The sequence below is a fragment of the Nocardioides sp. Z50_6 genome, assembly GCF_058215755.1.
On sequence record NZ_JBZAJB010000004.1, the window covers coordinates 230,914 to 247,502 of the forward strand.

18 protein-coding genes are annotated in these 16,589 nt (G+C 74.2%); 11 read left to right on the forward strand and 7 right to left on the reverse strand.

Annotation, left to right across the window (positions count from 1 at the left end; translation table 11 throughout):
* Positions 1-39: 39 nt before the first annotated feature.
* On the reverse strand, positions 40-882 hold the full coding sequence (locus AC4BGE_RS12010) for a resuscitation-promoting factor (protein WP_490575419.1): 843 nt from the start codon (positions 880-882) through the stop codon (positions 40-42).
* Between the two features lie 287 nt (positions 883-1,169).
* Between AC4BGE_RS12010 and AC4BGE_RS12015 the strand changes: the two genes are divergently transcribed.
* Both AC4BGE_RS12015 and AC4BGE_RS12020 read left to right on the forward strand, forming a co-directional pair.
* On the forward strand, positions 1,170-1,793 hold the full coding sequence (locus tag AC4BGE_RS12015) for a DUF2238 domain-containing protein (protein WP_490575420.1): 624 nt from the start codon (positions 1,170-1,172) through the stop codon (positions 1,791-1,793).
* The gene (locus AC4BGE_RS12020; protein ID WP_490575421.1) at positions 1,790-2,578 is read left to right on the forward strand and encodes a glycosyltransferase family 2 protein; all 789 of its coding nucleotides are present in this window, start codon (positions 1,790-1,792) and stop codon (positions 2,576-2,578) included. The genes AC4BGE_RS12015 and AC4BGE_RS12020 overlap by 4 nt, the downstream gene beginning before the upstream one ends.
* A gap of 7 nt (positions 2,579-2,585) precedes the next feature.
* On the opposite strand, the gene AC4BGE_RS12025 is transcribed toward AC4BGE_RS12020, so the two are convergent.
* Genes AC4BGE_RS12025 through idi form a run of 6 tightly spaced genes read right to left on the reverse strand, consistent with a single transcriptional unit; the run spans position 2,586 to position 8,517 of the window.
* A complete protein-coding gene (locus AC4BGE_RS12025) occupies positions 2,586-3,767 on the reverse strand; it encodes a prenyltransferase (protein WP_490571343.1) in 1,182 nt (393 codons plus the stop codon).
* Positions 3,764-4,102 (reverse strand): lycopene cyclase domain-containing protein, encoded by a 339-nt coding sequence (locus AC4BGE_RS12030; RefSeq protein WP_490575422.1) that lies wholly within the window; start codon positions 4,100-4,102, stop codon positions 3,764-3,766. Before AC4BGE_RS12030 ends, AC4BGE_RS12025 begins: the two co-directional genes overlap by 4 nt.
* The gene (gene crtI / locus AC4BGE_RS12035; protein WP_490571341.1) at positions 4,099-5,778 is read right to left on the reverse strand and encodes a phytoene desaturase family protein; all 1,680 of its coding nucleotides are present in this window, start codon (positions 5,776-5,778) and stop codon (positions 4,099-4,101) included. The genes AC4BGE_RS12030 and crtI overlap by 4 nt, the downstream gene beginning before the upstream one ends.
* A complete protein-coding gene (locus AC4BGE_RS12040) occupies positions 5,778-6,701 on the reverse strand; it encodes a phytoene/squalene synthase family protein (protein WP_490575423.1) in 924 nt (307 codons plus the stop codon). The genes crtI and AC4BGE_RS12040 overlap by 1 nt, the downstream gene beginning before the upstream one ends.
* Positions 6,698-7,819 (reverse strand): polyprenyl synthetase family protein, encoded by a 1,122-nt coding sequence (locus tag AC4BGE_RS12045; protein WP_490575424.1) that lies wholly within the window; start codon positions 7,817-7,819, stop codon positions 6,698-6,700. The genes AC4BGE_RS12040 and AC4BGE_RS12045 overlap by 4 nt, the downstream gene beginning before the upstream one ends.
* The gene (gene idi / locus AC4BGE_RS12050) at positions 7,816-8,517 is read right to left on the reverse strand and encodes an isopentenyl-diphosphate Delta-isomerase (RefSeq protein ID WP_490575425.1); all 702 of its coding nucleotides are present in this window, start codon (positions 8,515-8,517) and stop codon (positions 7,816-7,818) included. Before idi ends, AC4BGE_RS12045 begins: the two co-directional genes overlap by 4 nt.
* A gap of 75 nt (positions 8,518-8,592) precedes the next feature.
* On the opposite strand from idi, the gene AC4BGE_RS12055 reads away from it, so the two are divergent.
* The 9 genes from AC4BGE_RS12055 to AC4BGE_RS12095 all read left to right on the forward strand — a co-directional run bounded on the left by AC4BGE_RS12055 (position 8,593) and on the right by AC4BGE_RS12095 (position 16,557).
* A complete protein-coding gene (locus AC4BGE_RS12055) occupies positions 8,593-9,120 on the forward strand; it encodes a MarR family winged helix-turn-helix transcriptional regulator (protein ID WP_490571337.1) in 528 nt (175 codons plus the stop codon).
* A gap of 281 nt (positions 9,121-9,401) precedes the next feature.
* The gene (locus AC4BGE_RS12060) at positions 9,402-9,605 is read left to right on the forward strand and encodes a cold-shock protein (RefSeq protein WP_068108172.1); all 204 of its coding nucleotides are present in this window, start codon (positions 9,402-9,404) and stop codon (positions 9,603-9,605) included.
* Positions 9,606-9,950: 345 nt separating this feature from the next.
* The gene (locus tag AC4BGE_RS12065) at positions 9,951-10,112 is read left to right on the forward strand and encodes a hypothetical protein (protein ID WP_490571336.1); all 162 of its coding nucleotides are present in this window, start codon (positions 9,951-9,953) and stop codon (positions 10,110-10,112) included.
* A gap of 129 nt (positions 10,113-10,241) precedes the next feature.
* Positions 10,242-10,526: a metal-sensitive transcriptional regulator gene (locus AC4BGE_RS12070; protein ID WP_490571335.1), complete on the forward strand. Its 285-nt coding sequence runs from the start codon at positions 10,242-10,244 to the stop codon at positions 10,524-10,526.
* 20 nt (positions 10,527-10,546) lie between these two features.
* Positions 10,547-10,753 carry a heavy-metal-associated domain-containing protein gene (locus AC4BGE_RS12075; RefSeq protein WP_490571334.1) on the forward strand — a complete coding sequence of 69 codons (207 nt, stop codon included), beginning with the start codon at positions 10,547-10,549 and terminating at the stop codon, positions 10,751-10,753.
* A 51-nt stretch (positions 10,754-10,804) separates the two neighbouring features.
* Complete coding sequence (locus tag AC4BGE_RS12080; protein ID WP_490575426.1) at positions 10,805-11,782, forward strand: DUF8832 domain-containing protein; 978 nt, start codon at positions 10,805-10,807, stop codon at positions 11,780-11,782.
* The gene (locus tag AC4BGE_RS12085) at positions 11,772-14,030 is read left to right on the forward strand and encodes a heavy metal translocating P-type ATPase (RefSeq protein WP_490575427.1); all 2,259 of its coding nucleotides are present in this window, start codon (positions 11,772-11,774) and stop codon (positions 14,028-14,030) included. The genes AC4BGE_RS12080 and AC4BGE_RS12085 overlap by 11 nt, the downstream gene beginning before the upstream one ends.
* A gap of 56 nt (positions 14,031-14,086) precedes the next feature.
* A complete protein-coding gene (locus AC4BGE_RS12090) occupies positions 14,087-14,977 on the forward strand; it encodes an ABC transporter ATP-binding protein (protein WP_490575428.1) in 891 nt (296 codons plus the stop codon).
* Positions 14,974-16,557 carry an ABC transporter permease gene (locus tag AC4BGE_RS12095; RefSeq protein WP_490575429.1) on the forward strand — a complete coding sequence of 528 codons (1,584 nt, stop codon included), beginning with the start codon at positions 14,974-14,976 and terminating at the stop codon, positions 16,555-16,557. Before AC4BGE_RS12090 ends, AC4BGE_RS12095 begins: the two co-directional genes overlap by 4 nt.
* The last annotated feature ends 32 nt before the right edge of the window (positions 16,558-16,589 follow it).

The following is a 16,589-nucleotide window of genomic DNA, read 5'->3' on the forward strand; positions in this document are numbered from 1 at the left end:
CGTATGACGTCCCGCGGGGGAAGGGTCAGCGCCAGCGGCTCAGAGGTAGCGGCCGCAGTGCGGCCACGGCTGGGCGCCGCGCGACTTGTACAGCAGCTTGGCGCGGTGGGTCTGCTCGGCCGGCGAGGCGTGGTGCGGCATGCCGGAGCCACCGACGCTGTTCCAGGTGCCCACGTTGAACTGGTAGAGGCCGTAGTAGCCGGCGGCGTTCACGGCACGGGGGTTGCCGCCCGACTCGCAGCGGGCCAGGGCGCCCCAGTTGAGGCCGTCGGTGCCGGGCACGGTCGCCGCCTTGCGACCGACCAGGACCCGTCGCGGGGTCGCCTTCTTCACGGTCGTCCGCTTCACGACGTCGTACTTGACGAGCTTGCCGTTGTGCGTCGTCCGGCGCGCCTTGACGCGCTGCACGCCGGGCTTGCCCTGCTGGACGACCTTGCGCTTCCCGGGCTTGAGCTTGGTGGTCGGCACCTCGACGGTGCGCGGCTCGGTGCGCACCCGCTTGACCTGCATCCGCTTCCGGACGTCGATCAGCTTGACCCGGTCACCGTGGCGGACCTTCTTGCCGCTGCCGGCGACGAAGCGGCCCTTGCGCACGACCTTGACGAGGTCGTCGCGGTCGACGTCGATGCCGTAGCCCTCCAGGACCTTGTCGGGCCTGGTGCGGGAGTCGGCCGCCACCTGGAAGAGCGGGCGGTCGGGCACGTCGACGGTGACCGCGACCTGGCCGTCGGCCAGGGCGGGGGCCGCCTGGGCGGTCTGGACGGTGCCGGGGACCAGACCCGCCGACAGGGCGAGTGCCAGGGCGACCGAGCCGGTCGCGGCGACACCGGGGACGACGCGGCCCAGGCCGCGACGGGTGGAGTGGGGGGTGGATGCGCGCAAGTGTGTTCCTCATTCGGGCTCTGCGCCGGTGGCATCTTGGCTGCCGTGGCGCTCGGACGCGACGCCGCCTTGCCGGGCATCGAGGTCACGGCGCGGGCGCCTCGCGATGGGGAGGCGCCTCGACGGATTCGGGAGCTTCAGCTGCACCGCCGCGACTCGTCCACGACAACACACGCCCCCCCGTCGTTGTCCAATCGTCAACGCGCCGGGCGTGTCGCGGCCCCGCCGTCACGAGCGTGGCCGAGCCCATCCGGGGTGAGCGACCTCACCCTTTGTAGGCTCGCTCCATGCCGCTGATCGCGCCCGACCTCGTGCGGGTGGCGTCCCTGGTGAGCGTGGTGGCCGGGACGGTGCTCTACGGCTGGCTGGGCTTCGCCCTCTTCTTCCTGGTGCTGGGCGGGGTCATGCTGCCCCGCGCGCTCGGTACGCCGGGGTGGCTGGACGCCCTCTACGGGGTGGTGCTGCTGGTCGGGGCCTGGGCGGCCCAGCTCGACTGGTACGTCACCGTCCCGGGTCTCGACCTCGTCGTCCACGCCCTCGCCACGGGCCTGATCGGCGTGCTCTGCTGGCAGCTGCTGGTGCGCGTCGGCGCCCTGCCGGCTCCCGGGGGGAGCGACGCGGGAGCGCGCCCGAGGCTGGGGGCGGTGGTGGTCACCGCGGCCCTGGCGGCCGCCCTCGCGGCGCTGTGGGAGATCGGGGAGTGGCTCGGCCACACCTTGATCGACCCGCGGATCCAGGTCGGGTACGACGACACTGTCGGCGACCTGGCTGCCGGTGTCCTGGGCGCCGTGGTGGCCGGGCTGCTGGTGGCGCGGACCCTGCCTGGTGACGCGCGCCCGGAGCCGCCCGGAGAAGCCCGGGGAGAAGCCCGGGGAGCAGCCCGGAGGGAAGCCCGGGGAGAAGTCCGGTGAGCGCCCACGAGCGCGGGCCCGAGGGCAGACCCGCGGGCGACCCGGGGCGCTGCCCCACCGTCTCGGTGGTCATCCCGGTGCGCGACGACGCCGTCGAGCTGGCCGAGTGCCTGCGGCTGCTGGCCGGCCAGACGGTGCCGCCCCTGGAGGTGGTGGTGGTCGACAACGGCTCGACCGACGACTCCGCGGCCGTGGCCCGGGCGGGCGGGGCCCGGGTGGTGGTGGAGCCCCGGGCGGGCATCCCGCCGGCCGCCGCGACCGGCTACGACGCGGCCCGCGGCGAGGTGATCGGCCGGCTCGACGCCGACTCCCGCCCCGGCCCGGACTGGGTGGCCCAGGTGGCCCGGGCGATGGCGGACCCCGAGGTCGACGCGGTCACCGGCGACGGGCGCTTCCACGACCTCCCGCCCGGGCTGCGCCGGCTGGCGACGCTGCTCTACCTCGGGTCCTACTTCGCGCTCACCCACCTCGCCCTGGGCCACCTGACCCTGTGGGGGTCGAGCATGGCGGTGCGCCGCAGCTCCTGGGAGGCCGCGCGCGCCCGGGTGCACACCACCGCCGACGTGCACGACGACCTCGACCTGGCCTTCGCCCTGGGGCCGCAGGCCAGGCTCCGCTTCGTGCCCGGGATGCGGGTGGGGGTCTCCGGGCGGTCGGTGCGCGGCCTGCCGCAGCTGCGCCGCCGGATGGCCCGCGCCGTTACCACGCTGCGCCTCAACTGGGCGGTGCAGCCGCCGTGGGAGCGGTGGCAGGCCAGCCTGCGGCAGCGCCGGGTCGGCCCGTAGCCCCGCCTCAGCGCAGCGCGATCCAGATCATCAGCTGGGTGACCAGGAAGCCGGTGAGGAAGTTGAGCCAGAGGAACCGGCGCCACCCGGCGTTGGCCCGCTCGCACTCCTCGTCGGTGATCCCCAGGTAGGGCGCCACGTTGGCGACGTAGGGCAGCACCAGCGCCGCGGCGAGCGTGGCCGGCCAGGGCAACAGGAGCAGCAGCGCGCCCCCCAGCAGGTAGGCGGCCAGGGCGAACCAGGTCGTCGTCCGGGCTCCCATCACCGTGCCGATCGACCCGATCCCGCCGGCCCGGTCGGCCGCGACGTCCTGCACGGCGCCGAAGGCGTGCGACCCGACGCCCCAGGCGAAGAACCCGCCGAGTGCGGCGAGCACCGTCGTGTCGAGCGCGACGTCGGCGCCGCGGGCGGCCGCCAGCGCCAGGCCGAAGGCGGCCGGGCTGACGAAGTGGGTGCTGGAGGTGAGCGAGTCGAGGAAGGGGCGCTCCTTGAAGCGGAGCCCCGGCGCGGAGTAGGCCACCACCGCGAAGACGCTCACCCCCAGCACCAGCGCGGAGGTCGGCGACCCCAGCGCCAGCAGCACCACCACGAATGGCAGGTTGGACAGCGCGGCGGCCCACAGCGTGGCGCGGTGCAGCCCGCGGTCCAGGACCACCCCCTCGACCCCGCCCTTGCGTGGGTTGCGCAGGTCCGACTCGTAGTCGAAGACGTCGTTCACGCCGTACATCAGCAGGTTGTAGGGGACCAGGAACCACAGGCAGCCGATCCAGAAGGCCGCGTCGGGCCCGCCCCCGGCGAGCAGGTAGGCGGCCCCGAAGGGGAACGCGGTGTTGACCCACGAGAGCGGTCGCGAGGAGGCCAGCAGCTGACCGAGCCGGCTGCCTCGGCGCCGCTCGCCGGTGAGCAGCAGCACCACCGAGGGCACCACCGCGACCGCGGCGAGCGGCCAGGCGAAGTCCTCCACCGGCGCCAGGCCGACGTGCACCCCCGACAGGGCGCTCTCGTCGAAGCGGAAGAGGTCGGCGGCGATCATCAGGGAGTCGAAGACCGCGGTGAGCACGACCAGCGCCAGGGCGGTCGCCCCGGTGGCCGCCCACCACCCGCGATCGGCGCGGCGCAGCAGGACCGCCAGCAGCAGCACCGGCAGGGTCGCGGCCAGGAAGAGCCCGGCCAGGGCCAGGTAGCTCACGCCTCCTCCTCGGCCGGGGCCGCCCGGCGGGCGAGGAGCATCCGGAAGAGCGCGTGCAGCACCCCGGTGAGATAGCTGAGGAAGACGATGAAGAAGAGCTCCTCCAGCGGCAGCTCCGGGGCCACCTCGATGCCCGTCATCGCGGGGGAGTCGCCCTTGCTGTAGTGGGCGAGCTCGATCGCCGCGAGGTCCCAGACGAGAAAGAGCACGAAGCCCGCGGCCACCGCGGCCACCGCGACCCGCGGGCGGTCGAAGAGGAAGAGTCGCCAGCGGTGGTCGACCAGAGCCATGCAGAGCGTGGAGACGAGCACGAAGCCGAGGTAGAGCAGGCTCACACAGCCCCCTGCCGGGTGGTGCCGGGCCGGGGACGACCGGGCTCGGGCTCGGGCTCGGGCGACGGTCCGGTCGAGCGGTCGCCGCGCAGCCGCTTGAGCACCAGCTCGGCGCTGATCAGGCACATCGGGAGCCCCACCCCGGGGATGGTGCCGGAGCCGGCGTAGAGCAGCCCCTCGACCCGCCGCGAGGCGTTGCCGGCCCGGAGGAAGGCGCTCTGCCGCAGCGTGTGGCCGGGGCCGAGCATCCCCCCGGACCAGGCGTTGAGGTCGGCGGCGAAGTCGCCGGGACCCACCGTGCGGCGTACGACGACGCGCTCGGCGAGGTCGGGCACCCCGGCCCAGTCGGCCACCTGCGCGATCGCGGCGTCGGCCACCTTCTCCACCGCCGGGTCGCCGGCGCCGTCGAGGCCGCCGCGCCCCAGCCCGGGGTCGGCCGGCACGGGGACGAGGATGAAGAGGTTCTCGCTGCCCGCAGGGGCCACCGAGGGGTCGGTGGCCGAAGGCCGGCACACGTAGGAGGAGGCCGGGTCCGGGACGCGGCCGGGGGTGCCCAGCACGTCGCCGAAGTTGCGGTCCCAGTCGCGGGTGAAGAACATCGTGTGGTGCTCCAGCTCGGGGAGCTCGCCCTCGACGCCGAGGTAGACCAGCACGGCGCCGGGGCCGGGGTCGCGACGCCGCCACCACGACTCCGGATAGGTGCGCAGGTCGGGCGGGAGCAGTTCGGTCTCGAGGTGGTGCAGGTCGGCGGCACCCACGACCACGTCGGCCGGCACGCGGTGCTCGACCCCGGTGGCGTCGCGCCAGGTGACGCCGCAGACCCGGGCCCGCGGACGGCGGAGGCGGCGGGCGCGGCCGGCCCGGGGGGCGGTGGTGTCGAGGGAGGTCACCGTGGCCCCGGTGTGGATGCGGACGCCGCGCTCCCGGGCCAGGTCGGCGATCGCCTCGATCAGCCGGCTGAAGCCGCCCTGGGGGTAGAGCACGCCGTCGTCGAGGTCCAGGGAGCTCATCAGGTGGTACATCGACGGCGTCCGGGCGGGGGAGGAGCCGAGGAAGACGGCCGGGTAGCCCAGCACCTGGCGCAGCCGCGGGTCGCGGAAGCGGGCGGCGACGTGGTCCTCCAGCGAGCGGCCGAGCAGCCCCAGCAGCGTCGGGGTGCGGCGCAGCACCTCGGGGTGGAGCAGCGAGCGGGGGGAGTCGAAGCTGGTGTAGAGGAAGCGGTCGACCGCCATCCGGTAGGCGTCCGCGGCCGACTCGAGGTAGTCGGCGAGCCGGGCCCCGGCGCCGGGCTCCACGGCCTCGAAGGTCGCCAGGTTGCGCTCCCGGTCGGTGCGGATCTCCAACGGCTCGTCGTGGCCCTCGAAGAAGACCCGGTAGCCGGGGTCGAGGAGGGTCAGGTCGAGCTCCTCCCCGGCGCTGGTCCCGAGCAGCCGGAAGAAGTGGTCGAAGACCTCCGGCATCAGGTACCACGACGGTCCGGTGTCGAAGCGGAAGCCGTCGCGGCTCCAGCTGCCGGCCCGGCCGCCGACCTCGTCGCGCTGCTCGAAGAGGTCGACCGACCAGCCGTCCTCGGCCAGCAGCGCGGCGGTGGCCAGGCCGGCGATGCCGCCCCCGACCACGGCGACCCGGCCGGGGGCCGTGCCCGCCCCGGTGCCGTCGGGCCGGTGACGCCGGCCCATCACGCGCCCCTGGCCACGGCGCGGGCGATCACGCGCGCCTTGCGTGCCCCCGGCACCCGGATCCGCCGGGCGCGGATCACCTCGGGCGGGGTCTGGCGCAGGCGTCGGGAGAGCTCGGCGAAGAGGGCGTGGGCGGCGGCGACGGCCCGCCGGCTGCCGGCGGGCAGGCGGTGCACCACGGCGGCCGCGGCGGCCAGGTCGGCGTCGATGTCGTCGAGGAGCCGGTCGCGGTCGGCCTCGGCGAAGGTCCGCACGTCGAGCCCCGGGAAGTAGCTGCGGCCCAGGTCGTCGCTGTCCGAGGCGAGGTCGCGCAGGAAGTTGACCTTCTGGAAGGCGGCGCCGAGTCGCCGGGCGCCGGCCCGGAGCTCGACGTACTCGCGGTCGGCGGCGGGACGCTCGACCAGGAACGCGCGCAGGCACATCAGGCCGACCACCTCGGCGGAGCCGTAGACGTACTCGGCGAAGCTCGCCTCGTCGTGCTCCTCGCGGAAGAGGTCGGTGCGCATCGAGGCGAAGAACGGGTCGATCAGCTCCGGCCCGATGCCGCAGGTGCGGGCGGTGCGGGCGAAGGCGTGGACCACGAGGTTGGCGCTGTGGCCGGTGCGCAGCGCCGCGTGGACGTCGGCGGCGAGCCCGTCGAGGAGCAGTGCCTGCTGGGCGCGCCGGGAGTCGGGGCGGGGGGCGTCGACGATCTCGTCGGCGACCCGGACCAGGGCGTAGACGTTGCACACGTGGGTGCGGACCGGCTCGGCGAGCAGGCGTGAGGCCATGCCGAAGGAGGTCGAGTAGCGCTTGATCACCAGCGCCGACGTCGCCTCCGCGACCTGGTCGTAGAGCTGGTACGGCGCCAGGTCGCGCGACACGGCGCTCTTCCCGGCGGCCCCCGCCGGGACCGGGGCCGGCGGGTTGGTCTCGGCGCTCATGCCGCACCGGCCGCGACGGAGACCTGCGGGTGGGCATGGGTGGCCCCCTGTGGGGGGACGGCCGGCCGGGGCGACCAGGCCTCCACCAGCGGGTCGACCAGGGACTCGTGCAGGTCGAAGGTGCTGGCCTGGTCGCGGGCGGCGCGCAGGTGCTCGGCGGCCAGGGCCTCCACGAAGTCGCGGGAGCCGGCGTCGACCAGGGCCTGGCGGATCTCGACCGCCTGCGCCTCGGTCAGGGCGGGGTCGCCGAGGTGCCGGGCCACGCGCGGCCAGTGCGGGCTGCGGGCGGCGTGCACCACCAGCGGGGTGCGCTTGCCCTCGCGCAGGTCGCCGAGCGGGTCCTTGCCGGTGGTCTCGCCCGTCCCGAAGACGCCCTGGAGGTCGTCGTGGAGCTGGAAGGCGATGCCGAGCCGGCGCCCGATCTCGCCGAGCGCCCGGACGACGTGCTCCTCGGCCCCGGCCAGCACCGCCCCGGCCTGCATCGGCAGCACGAAGGAGTAGGCGGCCGTCTTGTACTCCGCCATCTCCAGCGCCTCCGCCAGCGACTCCTCAGGGGCGGAGCCGCCGCCGCGGGCCAGCCGCACGTCGGCCAGCTCGCCGGCCGCCGAGACCAGGAGGGTGGTGTCGAGGAGGTCGAGCAGCCGGGTCACCACGGCCGTCGGGGCGCCGCAGGTGGCGACCGCGCGGACCGAGGCCACCAGCGCCAGGTCGCCGGTCAGCACCGCGCCGGCGCGGGCGTAGACGTCGTCGCCGGACGTCGCGCCCGCCTCCTCGGCGCGCGCCTCGGGCAGGGCGCGGGCGTCGGCCCGGAACCAGCCCGGCACGCTGGGGCGGCCGCGCCGGGTGTCGTCGTTGTCGATGACGTCGTCGTGGATCACGAAGGCGGTGTGCAGCAGCTCCACGGCGGCCGCGACCCGGTCGACCGTGGAGGCCGGGGACGGCGCCTCACCCCCTCCGACGAGGGCCTGCTGGACGCTGGTCAGCAGCCACGGCCGGAAGCGCTTGCCACCCTGGCTGCCCACGTCGAGCGCGGCGGCCAGCGCGGCCCGGTCGCGGGGCAGCCCCTCGACCTGTCGGGCCGGTCGCAGGAGGCGGTCGATCTCGCTCTGCACGCTCATCGCTCGGTCTCCTGGCTGCGCGGGTCCGGGTCTTGCCCTGGCTCGGGTGCTGGCTCGGGGCCGGCGCCGGCGGTGCTGAGCCGCGACCAGGCGTCGTCCGCGTCGAGGGCCGCGGCCTGCTCGCGCAGCCAGGGGCTCAGGGCCCAGGGGGCGGCGGTCAGGGCGGTGCGCAGGTCGGAGATCTCCACCCAGGTGTGCTCGGCCACCTCGTCGGGGTGCGGCTGGGGCGGCGCGGTGGCGACGGCGACGAAGACCGGGCAGAACTCGTTCTCCACCACGCCCGCCGCGTCCACGGCGCGGTAGGAGAAGTCGGGGAGCAGGGAGGTGACCGCGGTGACGTCGAGGCCGAGCTCGGCGCGACCGTGGCGGCGTACGGCGTCGGCGAGGAGCTCGCCCGGGCGCGGGTGGCCGCAGAAGGAGTTGGTCCACACGCCGGGCCACGAGCGCTTGCCGAGCGCTCGGCGGGTCATCAGCACCCGCCCGGACTCGTCGAGCACCCAGCAGGAGAACGCGAGGTGCAGGGGGGTGTCGGCGCCGTGCACGCCCTCGCGCGGGGCGGTGCCGATCGGGCGGCGGTGCTCCTCGTCGAGGAGCACGACCAGGTCCTGGGGGTCGCCGGCGGGCAGGCGGTCGGGCAGGGCCTCGTCAGCGGGCTCCGGTGGCCGGGGGCCCGGCTCGCGGGTGAGCGTGCGTTCCATCGCCAGATTCCTCCCGTGTCAGAACCGAAAGCATATTACTAGGCAATCTAGATATCAACTGACTAAGATACTTTCGTGACCGACGACGCTGACTCCTCGAGTACCCGGATGACCACCGGGTACTCGGGTGCGGAGACCGAGCTGCTGCGCGCCGTGCGGCACCTGGTCCGGGCCGACCGGGAGATGCGTCGCCGAGTCGGCAGCTCGATGGCGGTCAACACCACCGACCTGCAGGCGCTGCGCCACGTGATCCGGCGGGTGCAGGAGGCGGAGGACGCAGGCGCCCCCCAGCCGCACGGCGTCACCCCCCGCAAGCTCGCCGACCACCTGCAGATCACCACCGCCGCCACCACCGGCCTGGTCGACCGGCTCGTGGGGTCGGGCCACCTCGAGCGGGTGCCGCACCCCGCCGACCGCCGCTCCGTGCTGCTGGTCCCCACCGCCCGCGCCCGGCGCGAGATGCACGAGCACCTCGACGCCATGCACCAGCGGATGAAGGAGATTGCCGCCGCCGTGCCGCCGGAGGCCCGCCCGGCGGTGGTGGAGTTCCTGAGGGCCTTGACCCGGGAGATGGAGAAGGGGCGGCTCGATGTCGGCGGCTAGCGCAAGGAGGGCCTCGGCGGGTGCGCTGTGATGACCCTGAAACGAGAAGTTCACCCAATCGATGGGATTTCATCCGCTCGGGATCTGGCCATGAGGCGCTTTGTTGGTAGTGTTGTTGGTGCAACAGGTGCAAGTTCCAGCAGGTAGACGCCCGCGGAGTTTGTGATCCAACGGCGTTTCTTCTCGAGTGCGATACCCCGGGTCGGAGCGACGTGTCACCGCATCTGATGCGGGGTCGTCGAAGTGACGGCCTCTCGCCCGATAACAGGAGTAACAGAGCAATGGCTCAAGGCACCGTGAAGTGGTTCAACGCCGAGAAGGGTTTCGGCTTCATCGCGCAGGAGGACGGCGGCGACGACGTCTTCGTGCACTACTCGGCGATCCAGACGCAGGGCTACAAGTCCCTCGACGAGAACCAGAAGGTCGAGTTCGACGTCACCCAGGGGCCGAAGGGCCCGCAGGCGGAGAACGTCCGCGCTGTGTGATTCTCGAACGTGGAGCACCTGTTCCACGACTTCGTGCCGAGGCCCCGTCCGCAAGGACGGGGCCTCGGTCCGTCTCAGGGTGTGGCATGTTGGCCGGCTTCCCGGGTGAGCGCCCTCTTCGGTCGCGAGGTCCGCGCTTGTAGACTTGTCTCAGCGCTCGGACATGTGACCGGGCGCCCTGTCAAGGCCCCGAGTGGGTCAGAAGCGTCTCCCTCAGTTGGGGGATGTTTGGGGGATCGACTGTTTCGGGTTCCACAAAAGGGGCACGCTAGAACAAGCAGTCCGCGAGTTCGGGCTCACTGTCCACGAAATCCGGACTCATCCATCCGTGAGGAGGCTCACCACGTGCACGATCCGTTCGATGTGACTCTCGAGGATGGTGACCTCATTGGCGAGGTCGAGCTCACGACGACGCTGATCATTGCCGCGAGCGAGTCCGACGACCGCCTGACCACCGAGGAGATCGACCGCATCCTCGGCGTCGCTCCCGTGCCGCACCAGCGCTGAGACTCCGGCGCCGCGCTGCCGGCGCCGCACCTCGGTCCTGTCCGGGCCCCGCCACCTGGTGGCGGGGCCTTCCTGTCGCGTGCGCCGGCCGCCTTGATACGGGTACCCCCCAGGGGTACGTTGGACGGTATGGAGCACCACCACGGCTACATCCAGGGCAAGGACGACTACCTCGCCCGCCTGCGCCGCATCGAGGGGCAGGCGCGGGGGCTGCAGCGGATGGTCGAGGAGGAGAAGTACTGCATCGACATCCTCACCCAGGTGAGTGCGATGACGAAGGCGCTCCAGGCCGTCTCCCTCGGTCTCCTGGAGGACCACCTGAGCCACTGCGTGGTCGACGCCGCCCGCGCGGGCGATGCCCAACCCAAGATCGACGAGGCAGTGGCGGCCATCGCCCGCCTCGTGAAGTCCTGACCATCACCCCAGGAGGGCCCATGTCCCAGACCGCCACCTTCACCGTCACCGGTATGACCTGCCAGCACTGCGTCGCCTCCGTCACCGAGGAGGTCAGCGAGGTGCCCGGCGTGGAGGCCGTCGACGTCGTCCTGGAGACCGGCGCCCTGACCGTCACCAGCGAGCAGCCCGTCGACGAGTCCGCCGTGCGCGGCGCCGTCGAGGAGGCGGGCTACGCGCTGGCCTGACCCCCGCAGCACACGAGTCACCGCACGAGTCCCTGGGCGAGGAGGTCGAGGATGAGCACGCCGTCGAGAGTCGCCGCGTTCGTGGGCGCGCTGGTCCTGGCCTTCGCCCTGGCCGCCGGGGTGGGCCGCGCCGTCGGCCCGCTCGACGCGGACCCCGCCGCGCACCCCGACGACACGGAACACACTGACGACACGGAACACACTGACGACACGGGGCACGCCGACTCCGAGCACGCCGAGTCGTCCCACGACCCGGAGGCCGCCGGCCACGACGTCTCCGGGCTCACCGCCCGTGCCGACGGCTTCACCCTCGCGCTGGCCGACCGCACTCTCCCGGCCGGCCGCGCGACCCGGCTCGACTTCACCATCGAGACCTCCAGCGGGCGTCCGCTGCTCGACTACGAGACCCAGCACGAGAAGGAGCTGCACCTCATCGTGGTGCGCCGCGACCTCGTCGGCTTCCAGCACCTGCACCCGGTCCTCGACCCCGAGACGGGGGTCTGGACGACCCAGGCCGACCTCACCGCCGGCACCTGGCGGGTGATCGCCGACCTGGTCCCCGCGGGCTGGGAGCAGGTCACGCTCGCCGACGACCTCGCGGTCGCCGGGCGGTTCGCTCCGGCCGGGGAGCAGCGGGAGAGGTTCCGCGACCGGGTGGGGGACTACGAGGTCACCCTGACCGGCGACACCGCGCCCGGCGCCGCGACCGAGCTGACCCTGGCCGTACGCCGTGCCGGGCGGCCGGTCGCCGACCTGCAGCCCTACCTCGGCGCCCACGGCCACCTGGTCGCGTTGCGCGCCGGCGACCTCGGCTACCTCCACGTGCACCCCGAGGGTGAGGGCACCGGCCCGGGTGGGCCCGAGATCACCTTCGCCACCACCTTCCCGACCGCAGGCACCTACCGGCTCTTCCTCGACTTCAAGCACGAGGGGAGCGTCCGCACCGCCGACTTCACCGTGACGGCCGGCGGCGCGCCCGTCGGCGACGGGGCCGGGGACGAGCACCAGGAGGGGAGCCATGACCACTGACCAGACGGTGGGCCAGATGGAGCCCACGCGTGACCTGGAGCTGGAGATCTCCGGGATGACCTGCGCCTCCTGCGCCAACCGCATCGAGCGCAAGCTCAACAAGCTCGACGGCGTCACCGCCTCGGTCAACTACGCCACCGAGAAGGCGAGAGTGCGGATCCCGGAGTCGGTCACCCCCGAGGTGCTCCTGGAGACCGTGGCCGCGGCCGGCTACTCCGCCGCGTTGCCGGCGCCCCCGCCCTCGTCGTCCGAGGAGCGGGCCGCCACCGCACCCGACCGGCGCGACGCCGAGGTCGAGGCGCTGCGCACCCGGCTGATCTGGTCGGCCCTGCTCTCGCTGCCGGTGATCGTGCTGTCGATGGTGCCGGCCTGGCAGTTCGAGCACTGGCAGTGGGCCTCCCTGGTGCTCGCCGCGCCCGTGGTGACCTGGGGCGCGTGGCCCTTCCACCGGGCCGCCTGGACCAACCTGCGCCACGGGGCGACGACCATGGACACCCTGGTCTCGATGGGGGTGCTCGCCGCCACCGGGTGGTCCCTCTACGCCCTCTTCCTCGGCTCCGCCGGCGAGCCGGGCACGACCCACGAGTTCGAGCTGACCATCGCCCGCGGCGACCCGACGATGAACCTCTACCTGGAGGTCGCCGCCGGCGTCACCACCTTCCTGCTCGCCGGCCGCTGGTTCGAGAAGCGGGCCAAGCGGGCCAGCGGCGCCGCGCTGCGCGCCCTGCTCGACCTCGGCGTCCGCGAGGTGGCGGTGCTGCGCGAGGGCGTGGAGACCCGGGTCCCGGTCGAGGAGCTGGTCGTCGGCGACGAGTTCGTCGTCCGCCCCGGCGAGCGGATCGCCACCGACGGCGTCGTGGTCACCGGGACCTCGGCGGTGGACGCCTCGATGGTCACCGGCGAGTCGGTGCCGGTGGAGGTGGGCGCGGGCTCCGAGGTGATCGGCGGCTGCGTCAACACCGGCGGGCGGCTGCTGGTGCGCGCCACCCGGGTCGGCGGCGACACCCAGCTGGCGCAGATGGCCAGGCTGGTCGAGGACGCGCAGTCCGGCAAGGCCGAGGTGCAACGACTGGCCGACCGGGTCTCGGGCGTCTTCGTCCCCCTGGTGCTGCTGCTGGCCGCGGCATCCCTCGGCTTCTGGCTCGGCGCAGGCGCCACCACCAGTGCCGCCTTCACCGCCGCGGTCTCGGTGCTCATCGTCGCCTGCCCCTGCGCTCTCGGCCTCGCCACTCCCACCGCGCTGCTGGTCGGCACCGGCCGCGGCGCCCAGATGGGGGTGCTGATCAAGGGCCCGGAGGTGCTCGAGTCGACCCGCCGGGTCGACACCGTGGTGCTGGACAAGACCGGCACCGTGACCACCGGCCGGATGTCGCTGGTCGACGTGGTGGCCGGCGCCGGTGAGGACCGCCAGCGGCTGCAGGCGCTCGCCGCGGCCGTCGAGTCCGGCTCCGAGCACCCGATCGCGCGGGCCGTGGTCGAGGCGACCCCGGACCGTCCGGCGGCCGAGGAGTTCGAGGTGCTGCCCGGGCTGGGGGCGCGCGCGGTCGTCGACGTCGACGGCGAGCGCCGGGTGGTGACCGTCGGCCGTGCCTCCACCGTCGGCGACGGCGACCTGCCGGGCGACCTGGCCGCGGCGGTCGAGGCCGCCGAGTCGCAGGGGCGTACGGCGGTCGCGGTCGGCTGGGACGGCCGGGTGCGGGGCGTGCTGGTGGTCTCCGACACCGTCAAGGAGGGCTCGGCCGCCGCCGTCGCGGAACTGCGGCGCCTGGGCCTGCGTCCGCTGCTGGTCACCGGCGACAACGAGGGCGCCGCCCGTGCGGTCGCCGCCCAGGTGGGGATCGACGAGGTCGTCGCCGGGGTGCTGCCCGCGCAGAAGGTCGACGTGGTCAAGCGGCTCCAGGACGAGGGCCGGGTGGTGGCGATGGTGGGGGACGGCGTCAACGACGCCCCCGCCCTGGCGCAGGCCGACCTCGGCCTGGCGATGGGGGCCGGCACCGACGTGGCGATCGAGGCGAGCGACCTGACGCTGGTCCGCGACGACCTCGGCGCCGCCGCGGACGCCGTCCGGCTCTCCCGGCGCACCCTCGCGACGATCAAGGGCAACCTGTTCTGGGCCTTCGCCTACAACGTCGCCGCCCTCCCGCTCGCCGCGGCCGGCCTGCTCAACCCGATGCTCGCCGGCGCCGCGATGGCCTGCTCCTCGGTCTTCGTGGTGACCAACAGCCTCCGCCTGCGCCGCTTCCGTTAGCGAGGCGCAAACCCGGGCGTCTCCCCACCCGGTCGTCCCGCTGCCAGAGTGGGCACATGAGCGCGATCGAGATCGAGCGGGTGGTCAAGACCTTCGGCACTGTGCGGGCTCTGGACGGGTTCGACCTGCGGGTGGAGACCGGCGAGGTGCACGGCTTCCTCGGGCCCAACGGGTCGGGGAAGTCGACCACGATGCGGGTGCTGCTCGGGCTGCTGCGCGCCGACGAGGGGCGGGTCCGGCTGCTGGACGGCGACCCGTGGCGCGAGGCCGCCGAGCTGCACCGCCGCCTCGCCTACGTGCCCGGCGACGTCAACCTCTGGCCCACCCTGACCGGGGGCGAGGTGATCGACCTGCTGGGGCGGATGCGCGGCGGGCTCGACGAACGGCGGCGCGCCGAGCTGCTCGAGTGCTTCGAGCTCGACCCCACCCGCAAGGCGCGCACCTACTCCAAGGGCAACCGCCAGAAGGTCGCGCTGGTCGCTGCGCTGTCCTCCCGGGTCGAGCTCTACCTCTTCGACGAGCCGACCTCCGGGCTCGACCCGCTGATGGAGGCGGAGTTCCAGCGGGTGGTGCACGAGATGCGCGCCGAGGGCGCCACGGTGCTGCTCTCCAGCCACATCCTCGCCGAGGTGGAGGCGCTCTGCGACCGGGTCAGCATCATCCGCGCGGGCGTCAACGTGCTCACCGGGTCCCTCGCCGACCTCAGGCACCTGACCCGCACCACCGTGGTCGCGGAGACCGCGCGGCCCGCCGCCGGGCTCGACGAGGTCGCCGGCGTCCACCACGTGCAGCACCAGGACGGGCGGGTCTCCTTCGAGGTCGACTCCGCCCGCATCGGCGAGGCGCTGCGCCACCTCTCCGAGGCCGGCCTCCTCTCCCTGCAGGCCCACCCCCCGACCCTGGAGGCGCTCTTCCTCCAGCAGTACGGCGAGCGGATCGACCCGTGAGCGACCTGACCGGCACCCGCCACCTGGTCCGGCTCGCGCTGCGCCGCGACCGGGTCCGGCTGCCGTTGTGGGTCGTCGGCCTCACCGCGCTCACCGCCGTCTCGGCGGCGTCCCTGCAGTCCCTCTACGACACCCCCGCCAAGGTGGCCGGCTACCGCGCCACCGTCGAGAGCAGCGCCGCCGGCAAGCTCCTCAACGGGACGCCGTACGCCGTGGACACCCTGGGCGGCATCACCGCCTACGAGCTCACCGCCACCTCGGGGGTGCTGGTCGCGCTGATGGTCACCTTCCTGGTGGTCCGGCACACCCGGGCCGAGGAGGAGTCGGGCGCCGCCGAGCTGCTGCGCAGCACGGTGCTCGGTCGGCACTCGGCCATCGCCGCGACGCTGCTGGTCGCCGCCGGCGCCTGCCTGCTCGTCGGTCTGCTGGACGCCGCGGTGCTCCTCGCCGCCGGCCTCCCGGCGAGCGGCTCGCTGCTCCACGGGGCCGCGCTGGTCGGCGTCGGGCTGGCCTTCACCGCCGTGGCCGCGGTCGCGGCGCAGGTGGCCTCCTCGGCCCGGGCCGCGCTGGGGCTGACGATCGCGGTGCTGGGTCTCCTCTTCCTGCTCCGCGGCGTCGGTGCGGTCCGCGGCGGCCGCCTCGTCTGGCTCTCGCCGTTCGGCTGGCAGGAGGGCGTGCGGGCCTACGGCGACCAGCGGTGGTGGCCGCTCCTGCTGCTCCTCGCCTTCGCCGCGCTGGTGCTGGCCGGCGCGGCGTGGCTCGCCGCGCACCGGGACTTCGGCGCCGGACTGCTGCAGCCGCGGGGTGGGCGACCACGGGCCCCGGCCTCCCTGGGCACCCCGTTCGGGCTGGCGCTCCGGGTGCAGCGGGGCATGACGCTGGGCTGGGCAGCGGGCCTGCTGGCGATGGGCTGCCTCTTCGGGGCGGTCGGCCGCGAGGTGGAGACCCTGGTGGCCTCCAACCCCGAGATCGCCGAGGTCATCGGGAGCGGGCTCGACGACGTGGTCCGCGGCTACTTCGGCTTCGCCGTCTCGCTCCTCGCCGTGCTCGCCTCGGCGTACGCCGTCTCCTCCGCGATGCGGCTGCGCCACGAGGAGACCGACGGCCGGGCCGAGGTGGTGCTGGCCACGGGCGTCTCCCGGACCCGGTGGGCGGCGGGGCAGCTGGGCGTCACCGTCGGCGGCACCCTGCTGGTGATGCTGCTGGTGGGGGTCGGCATGGCCGGCACGCATGCCCTCGTCTCCGGTGACCCCGGCCTCTTCTGGCCGCTGCTCGGCGCCTGCCTGGCGACCGTGCCGGCGGTGCTGCTGGTGGCCGCCTCGGCGGTGCTGCTCCTGGGGTGGTGGCCGCGCGGGACGGTGCTGGCCTGGGCGTTCTTCGCCTTCGCCCTCCTCCAGTCCTACCTGGGCGACCTGCTGGACCTGCCGGACGCGGTCGCGGGCCTCTCCCCGTTCTGGCACCTGCCGCTGCTCCCGGCCGACTCCTGGGACCCGGTGCCCGCGACGGTGGTGCTCGCCCTGGCCGTGGCGGCGGCCGGCGTCGGGCTGGCCGGGCTGCGCCGCCGCGACCTGGCCGGCTGAGCGGCCGCGCTCCTCCGCCCGGCGTCGCCGGT